Here is a 6,800-nt window from a genome sequence, read left to right as displayed (position 1 = left end):
GAAAATGGAAATGCGGTAGCATGGAGCAGTGCGGGCGCATTAGGCTTCAAGGGAAGCCGGAAATCGACGCCGTATGCGGCGCAGTTAGCCGGAGAAGCTGCGGGAAAGAGCGCAGCGGATCATGGCATGAAGACCGTATCAGTAGAGATCAAAGGTCCGGGACCGGGCCGGGAAGCAGCGGTACGTGCGCTGCAGGTAGCCGGTCTGGAGATCACGATGATCAATGACGTGACGCCGATCCCGCATAACGGATGCCGGCCGCCGAAACAGCCGAGAGGATAGAATAGGAGGATTTGATGCAAGAATTTGAAAGAGCAGTATTCCGCCAAGAATCCCTGGATGAAAGCACCAATACGGGAACCTATGTGTTTGAACCGTTGGAACGCGGTTTCGGTACGACGATCGGCAATACCATTTGCCAGTCGATGCTGATGACGCTGCCGGGTACGTCGGTCATCGGTTTTCTGATGGATGGATTTGATCCGCATCAGCTGACGATCGACGGTGTTCTGGAAGATGTGGTAACGTTGGGTCTGAATTTGAAAGAGATCCGTTTTGCCCAGAACGATGAAACGCCGGTAACGACGGTGCATATCGCAAAGAAAGGTCCGGCTGTCGTCACCGCTGCAGATATTATCTGCCCGGAAACTCTGTCACCGCTGGATCCGGATCGTGTGATCTGCAACCTGGAAAAGGGTGTGGATTTCCATTTAAATATCATCGTTGCCCGAAGCACGGGATATGAGAGTGCCGAAGACAACAAGATCAATTTCAATTTGGGGGATGATGTCTATCCGCTGGATGCGACATTCACACCGATCGAAAAAGCAGATTATTTATCTGAGCCGGCACGGATCGGTTTTGATAAGAAATACGATAAAGTACATATTACTGCGACGACGGACGGTTCTGTCACGCCGTTGGAGGCAATCTGCGCGGCTGCGCAGGAGTGCATGGATTATCTGAACGTCATCAGTACGGTTTCGGATCTGAAAATGGAAGAAAGCTTCATGGAACCGCAGGAAGAAGCGGAAGAAAGCAAGAAGATCAATACGATGATGATCGAGGACTTAGATCTTTCCGTTCGTTCGTACAACTGTCTGAAACGGGCAGGTATTCAGACGGTCGATGAACTGACACAGAAGACCGAAGATGAAATGATGCATGTGAAGAACCTGGGCAAGAAGTCTTTGAAAGAAGTAAAAGACAAGATGTATCAGCTGGGTCTTTACTTTAAATCGTACGAAAATTAGGAGGATGCCGGATGAGAAATCGTAAATTGGGCCGTACCAGCGATCATCGGAAGGCGATGCTCCGGGATATGGCGACTTCGCTGATCGAAGCGGAACAAATCGAGACAACGGAGATGAAAGCCAAAGAACTCAGTGCAGTCATGGATGAACTGATTACGTTGGCTAAGCGCGGCGATCTGCATGCGCGCCGTCAGGCGGCAGCGTTTGTCCGCTCTGCAGAAACGGATGAAGAAGGAACGACCGCTCTGCAGAAGCTGTTCAGCGAGATCGGGCCGCGGTATGCGGACCGTCAGGGCGGCTATACCCGTGTCGTGAAGACACGCATCCGCCGCGGCGATGCTGCCCCGATGGCTATTGTCGAATTTGTGGAGTAGAGCAATCTGCTTCACTTTTTGTTTGAGGTGAGATCATGGTTTTATTGACAGTGGATGCGTTGGATAAAAAAATCAATGAAAAGGTGATTGCGGAGGACGTGTCTTTTTCAATCGATGAGGGCGAGAAGATCGCATTGATCGGTGTGAACGGAACGGGCAAAAGCACCTTGCTGAAGGTGCTGGCCGGTCAGATGAATGCAGACGGCGGTACGATCCTGCGGAAAAACGGGCTGAAGATGCAGTTTATTTCACAGAATCCGCAGTTTTCAAAGCCGACGGTCTGGCAGGAGATCAAAGCAGCGGATCCGGACGGAAAGAGTGAAGACTATGTGTTCAAGACTATTTTGACCAAGCTGGGTTTGATGGATTTTGAAGCGCCGATCGATACGCTGTCGGGCGGTCAGCAGAAGCGGCTGGCGTTGGCCTGCGGGCTGGCGGTCCCCTGCGATCTGTTGATGTTGGATGAGCCGACCAACCATTTGGATGAAATGATGGTAGAGTGGCTGGAGAATGAATTGATCCGGCGAAAATGTGCAGTCTTGATGGTGACGCATGATCGGTATTTTCTGGATCGGGTCTGCACGAAGATCTTTGAATTGGAACAGGGGCATTTATATGTGCATCATGGCAGTTATGAGGTATATGTACAGGATAAAGAAGCCCGCGTGGAACAGGAAGCAGCCGATGAACGAGCATATCGGAATCTGTACCGTAAAGAGCTGGCTTGGGTAAGGGCCGGTGTGCAGGCGCGTTCGACCAAACAGAAGGGACGTTTAAAACGGTTTGATGAGCTGCGGCAGCATCGTCGGAAACAGCAGGAGCAGACATTGAAGCTGCAGGCACCTTCGCAGCGCTTGGGAAAAAAGACGATCGAATGGCAGGATCTTGGTTTTGCGTATGGTTCCAATGAATTGTTTCACGGCTTTTCCTATCAATTGAAACGGCAGGACCGGATCGGTATCATCGGTCACAATGGCTGCGGGAAATCGACCCTGCTGAATGTGATCGCCGGTGATTTAAAACCAACCGAAGGGACGATCACATGGGGCGAGACGGTAAAGATCGGTTATTTTCGGCAGGGAGATTCTCAGGTGGATGTCTCCATGCGGATGATCGATTATATTCGCAAGGCAGCCGATGTGATCGATACCGGAAAAGAAAAGATCACGGCGGCGCAGCTGCTGGAACGGTTTTTGTTTCCGCGTTCGATGCATTATACGACGATCGATCGTTTATCGGGCGGGGAGCGCCGGCGGCTGTATTTATGCCGGGTGCTGATGCAGGCGCCGAATATCCTGCTGCTCGATGAGCCGACCAACGATTTAGACTTACTGACACTGGATGTGCTGGAAGATTATCTGGATGCATTCCCAGGCGCTGTACTGACGGTTTCGCATGACCGGTATTTTCTGGACCGGGTCTGTGACTTTTGTTTCGTGTACCAACCGGATAAAACATGGCGCGGCTTTCCGGGCGGCTACAGTGATTATCGTGTGCAGGAAGAGAAACCAAAACCCAAACCAAAACCGCGCCGGCATCGGCCGCGGACAGGATTGAACTATCAGGAGCAGAAGGAACTGGAACAACTGAATCAGGAAATGACATACCTTCAAAATGAGATTGATGAACTCAATCAGGCGATGTCCGAACCAATGAATTTTGAGCAGATGGAAAAGCTGGTACAGAAACGTGAGCAGGCGGAGTCAGATTTAGAGGAAAAGACGCTGCGCTGGATGGAACTGGAAGAAAAGAAAGAGGCCGATCATGTGGACCAATAAGCGGAATGTGGTGCTTTTCGCACTGTTGTGCTGTGCATTATGGGGCAGTGCAGCACCATTTATTAAAACGGGTTATCGTTTGTTTGCGATTGTAGCGGATGATACGGCTTCGATTTTATTGTTTGCGGGACTGCGTTTCTTTTTATCCGGACTGATGGTGCTGCTGATGGGCTCGATCGTGTATCGGGATCAGATGAAACTGCCGTCATCCGCTGTGCCGGCGGTGCTGTGTCTGGCTTTGTTTCAGACTTTTCTGCAGTATTTGTTTTACTATATCGGTGTGGCGCATACCAGCGGCGTCAACAGTTCGATCATCTCAGGCATGGCAAGCTTCTTCAGTCTGATCCTGGCATGTTTGATTTTTCGGACCGAGCAGCTGACCGGGCGTAAGGTACTGGGCTGTCTGCTGGGATTTTTCGGTATTTTCTGGATGAACCGGCAAGGTGTGCAGGGGCATTTCTTCGGGGATGCGATGGTGCTGATCGCGCAGGTGAGCAGTGCCTTGTCAGCGAATTTTATCAAAGTGTTCACCAGACGGTTTCATCCAGTCATGCTCAGCGGCTGGCAGTTTGCGGCCGGCGGTGCAGCTCTGTCACTGATCGGCTGGATGATGGGCGGCCATCTGTCCGTTTGTCTGCCGGGTGTATTGGTGCTGCTGTATTTGGGCTTTCTTTCGGCCGTTGCTTATTCGATCTGGGGGATCCTGCTTTCAAAGAATCCGGTCAGTCAGGTGTCGGTCTTTGCCTGTTCGATCCCGATTTTCGGTGTTTTCATTTCGGCGTTTGTGCTGCGTGAATATAGTGCGGCGTTTGCGTGGGATACGTGGACGGCGCTGTTCTTTGTCACTTTAGGAATTTATACGGTAACCAAAGCACGGGAAGCATGATACAATAGGAAAGAGGAGTTTTTATGGCAACAGTAAAAGCATTTCGGGCGATCCGTCCGCGGGCGGATCTGGCGGAAGAGGTCGCATCCTTGCCGTATGATGTCTTTTCCCGTGAAGAAGCAGCGGCAGCGGTAAAAGATGCACCGCTGTCTTTTTTGAACATTGACCGGCCGGAGACCCAGTTCAGTCCGGATACGGATATGTATTCAATGCCGGTGTATCAAAAAGCGGATGCGATGCTGAAGGAGCAAAGAGAGAAGGGAATCTGGGTGCAGGATGATGTGCCTTGTTTCTATTTGTATGAACTGACGGACAATGGCCATGTGCAGACTGGTTTTGTCGGTGTATCGGCCGTAGATGATTATATCGACGGTGTATGCCGAAAACATGAGAAGACGACCGCAAAAAAAGAGCAGGATCGGATCAATCATGTGGATACGCTTTCAGCGCAGACAGGACCGATATATTTGATGTACCGGCAGACACCGGCTTTGGCCAATTTGATGCAGAAAAATAAACAAAACGAGCCCATCTATGATTTTATACTAGATGGCATCCGTCATCGGGTCTGGGTCGTTCAAGCGGATGCAGAAGCGATCGAGACGGCTTTTCAGGACGTGCCTTCAACGTATATTGCGGACGGTCATCATCGGGCGGCATCCGCTGTAAAGGTCAGCCTGAAGCGGCGTCAGGAACATCCAAATTATACCGGTGAAGAAGAATTTAATTATTTTCTTTCAGTCTTATTTCCAGAAGATGAGCTGCATATCTATGACTACAATCGTTTCGTGAAAGATCTCAATGGGATGGATCGGACACAATGGCTGCAGCGGCTGAAAACCGTTTGTACAATTGCACCGTTGGCAAAGGCGGAACATCCGTCCTGCCGTCATCAGATGACCATGTATATGCGTGATCAGTGGTACCGACTGGATTTCCGGGAGGCAGTCATTGAACCATTTGAAAACGATCCTGTACAGAGCCTGGATGTAGATCTGCTTCAGAATTTAATCTTAGATCCGCTGCTAGGCATTCAGGATGCGCGCAATGATGAGCGCATTGAATTTGTGGGCGGTATCCGCGGATTGAAAGAGCTGGAAAAGCGGGTCGATCAGGCAGATCAGGAAGCGGCGGCCTTTGCGATGTATCCAACCGATGTAAAAGAACTGCTGAACGTAGCAGATGCAAATCGGTTGATGCCGCCGAAGTCGACCTGGTTTGAACCCAAACTGTTGAGCGGTTTGTTTATTCATGAAATCGAACGATAAGCACGTTAGAACGTGCTTTTTTGTTTGATGTTCTAGATAAAAAAAGCTGTCAGTTTAGCTGACAGCTCATTATTATTTCTTATAGAATGTCTGTACGCGGATGACGCCTGGAATGGTTTCCATGGTCTTGAGCGCTTCATCGTTTGGACGGTCGGATAAATCGAGCATGGTATAGGCGATATCGTTGCGGGATTTATTGACCATGTTTTCGATGTTGTTGGTGTCCGCAAAGGCATTGGTGATCTTACTGATCATCTTTGGTTTGTTTTCATGCAGGATCGTTACCCGGAAGGCATCGTTCCATTCCATTTCTGCTTTTGGGAAGTTGACAGAGTTGACGATGTTGCCGTATTCCAGGTAGTTCATCAATTCGTTGGCTGCATTCACGGCACAGTTTTCTTCACTTTCTGCAGTGGAAGCTCCTAAGTGCGGAATTGGGATGCAGTGCGGATGTGCAGCCAGCTTCGGTGTCGGGAAGTCTGTGACATAGCAGGCAACTTTGCCGCTGTCCAGCGCCTCCAGCATATCGGCTTCATTCACTAATCCGCCGCGGGCCATGTTCAGGATCTTCACACCGTCTTTCATCTGGGCGATGGTATCTTTATTGATCGTGTTCATGGTCTTTTCATTCTGCGGAATGTGAATGGTGATGAAATCCGCATTCTTAAATACGCCTTCGATTTCTTTTTCATGTTTGACATAACGGGACAAGGACCATGCGGCATCGACGGTCATGAATGGATCATAGCCGTAAACTTCCATGTCAAATCGTAATGCCAGGTTGGCTACGCGGCGTCCGATAGCACCGCCGACCCCGATCACGCCCAGGCTTTTGCCTTTCAGTTCGTTGCCGGCATATTTCTTTTTCTGTTTTTCCATGTCTTTGGCCAGGTTTTCATTTCCTGTCTGGGATTTTGCCCAGGAGATGCCGCCGTAGATATCGCGGCTGGCCAGCAGCAAGCCGGCGAAAACCAGTTCCTTGACCGCGTTGGCATTGGCGCCCGGGGTATTGAAGACGGCGATGCCTTTTTTGGTGCAGGTTTCGATGTCGATGTTATTGACGCCGGCACCGGCACGGGCGATGGCCTTTAGGTTCGGGTTGTAGTCCAGATCGTGCAGGTTCGCACTGCGGACCAGAATGGCATCTTCGTTTTCGATGTCTTCTCCGTATTTGTATTGATCAGTGAATTCATCCAGACCGATCTTGGCAATGTTGTTGTAGAGTTTGATATTAAACATGG

General features: G+C 50.2%; 7 protein-coding genes. 6 read left to right on the top strand and 1 reads right to left on the bottom strand.

The window, feature by feature from the left end; translation table 11 throughout:
* From rpsK to HNQ47_RS09175, 6 genes are all read left to right on the top strand, one after another.
* On the top strand, positions 1 to 282 hold a 282-nt coding region (gene rpsK, locus HNQ47_RS09200; RefSeq protein WP_183329106.1), incomplete at its 5' end, for a 30S ribosomal protein S11.
* Between the two features lie 14 nt (positions 283 to 296).
* Positions 297 to 1,253, top strand: a complete 957-nt coding sequence (locus HNQ47_RS09195; protein ID WP_183329105.1) for a DNA-directed RNA polymerase subunit alpha — start codon at positions 297 to 299, stop codon at positions 1,251 to 1,253.
* A gap of 11 nt (positions 1,254 to 1,264) precedes the next feature.
* Positions 1,265 to 1,627, top strand: coding sequence for a 50S ribosomal protein L17 (rplQ, locus tag HNQ47_RS09190; protein ID WP_183329104.1), 363 nt, complete (start codon positions 1,265 to 1,267; stop codon positions 1,625 to 1,627).
* A 35-nt stretch (positions 1,628 to 1,662) separates the two neighbouring features.
* On the top strand, positions 1,663 to 3,405 hold the full coding sequence (locus tag HNQ47_RS09185) for an ABC-F family ATP-binding cassette domain-containing protein (RefSeq protein ID WP_183329103.1): 1,743 nt from the start codon (positions 1,663 to 1,665) through the stop codon (positions 3,403 to 3,405).
* Positions 3,392 to 4,291, top strand: coding sequence for a DMT family transporter (locus HNQ47_RS09180; protein WP_183329102.1), 900 nt, complete (start codon positions 3,392 to 3,394; stop codon positions 4,289 to 4,291). The genes HNQ47_RS09185 and HNQ47_RS09180 overlap by 14 nt, the downstream gene beginning before the upstream one ends.
* A 23-nt stretch (positions 4,292 to 4,314) precedes the next feature.
* Positions 4,315 to 5,559 carry a DUF1015 domain-containing protein gene (locus HNQ47_RS09175; protein WP_183329101.1) on the top strand — a complete coding sequence of 415 codons (1,245 nt, stop codon included), beginning with the start codon at positions 4,315 to 4,317 and terminating at the stop codon, positions 5,557 to 5,559.
* Between the two features lie 72 nt (positions 5,560 to 5,631).
* On the opposite strand, the gene HNQ47_RS09170 is transcribed toward HNQ47_RS09175, so the two are convergent.
* Positions 5,632 to 6,798, bottom strand: coding sequence for a phosphoglycerate dehydrogenase (locus HNQ47_RS09170; RefSeq protein WP_183329100.1), 1,167 nt, complete (start codon positions 6,796 to 6,798; stop codon positions 5,632 to 5,634).
* Between the last annotated feature and the right edge of the window lie 2 nt (positions 6,799 to 6,800).

This window comes from Catenisphaera adipataccumulans, from assembly GCF_014202755.1.
Classification (GTDB): domain Bacteria; phylum Bacillota_I; class Bacilli_A; order Erysipelotrichales; family Erysipelotrichaceae; genus Catenisphaera; species Catenisphaera adipataccumulans.
Note: the sequence above shows the minus strand (reverse complement) of the source record. Positions and strands in the feature narration are given on the sequence as shown.

Excerpts from the sequence above, each read along its gene's own strand:
- HNQ47_RS09195 (WP_183329105.1), top strand. The coding sequence starts at position 297 with ATGCAAGAATTTGAAAGAGCAGTATTCCGCCAAGAATCCCTGGATGAA.
- HNQ47_RS09175 (WP_183329101.1), top strand. The coding sequence starts at position 4,315 with ATGGCAACAGTAAAAGCATTTCGGGCGATCCGTCCGCGGGCGGATCTG.
- HNQ47_RS09185 (WP_183329103.1), top strand. The coding sequence starts at position 1,663 with ATGGTTTTATTGACAGTGGATGCGTTGGATAAAAAAATCAATGAAAAG.
- rplQ (WP_183329104.1), top strand. The coding sequence starts at position 1,265 with ATGAGAAATCGTAAATTGGGCCGTACCAGCGATCATCGGAAGGCGATG.
- HNQ47_RS09180 (WP_183329102.1), top strand. The coding sequence starts at position 3,392 with ATGTGGACCAATAAGCGGAATGTGGTGCTTTTCGCACTGTTGTGCTGT.
- HNQ47_RS09170 (WP_183329100.1), bottom strand. The coding sequence starts at position 6,798 with ATGTTTAATATCAAACTCTACAACAACATTGCCAAGATCGGTCTGGAT.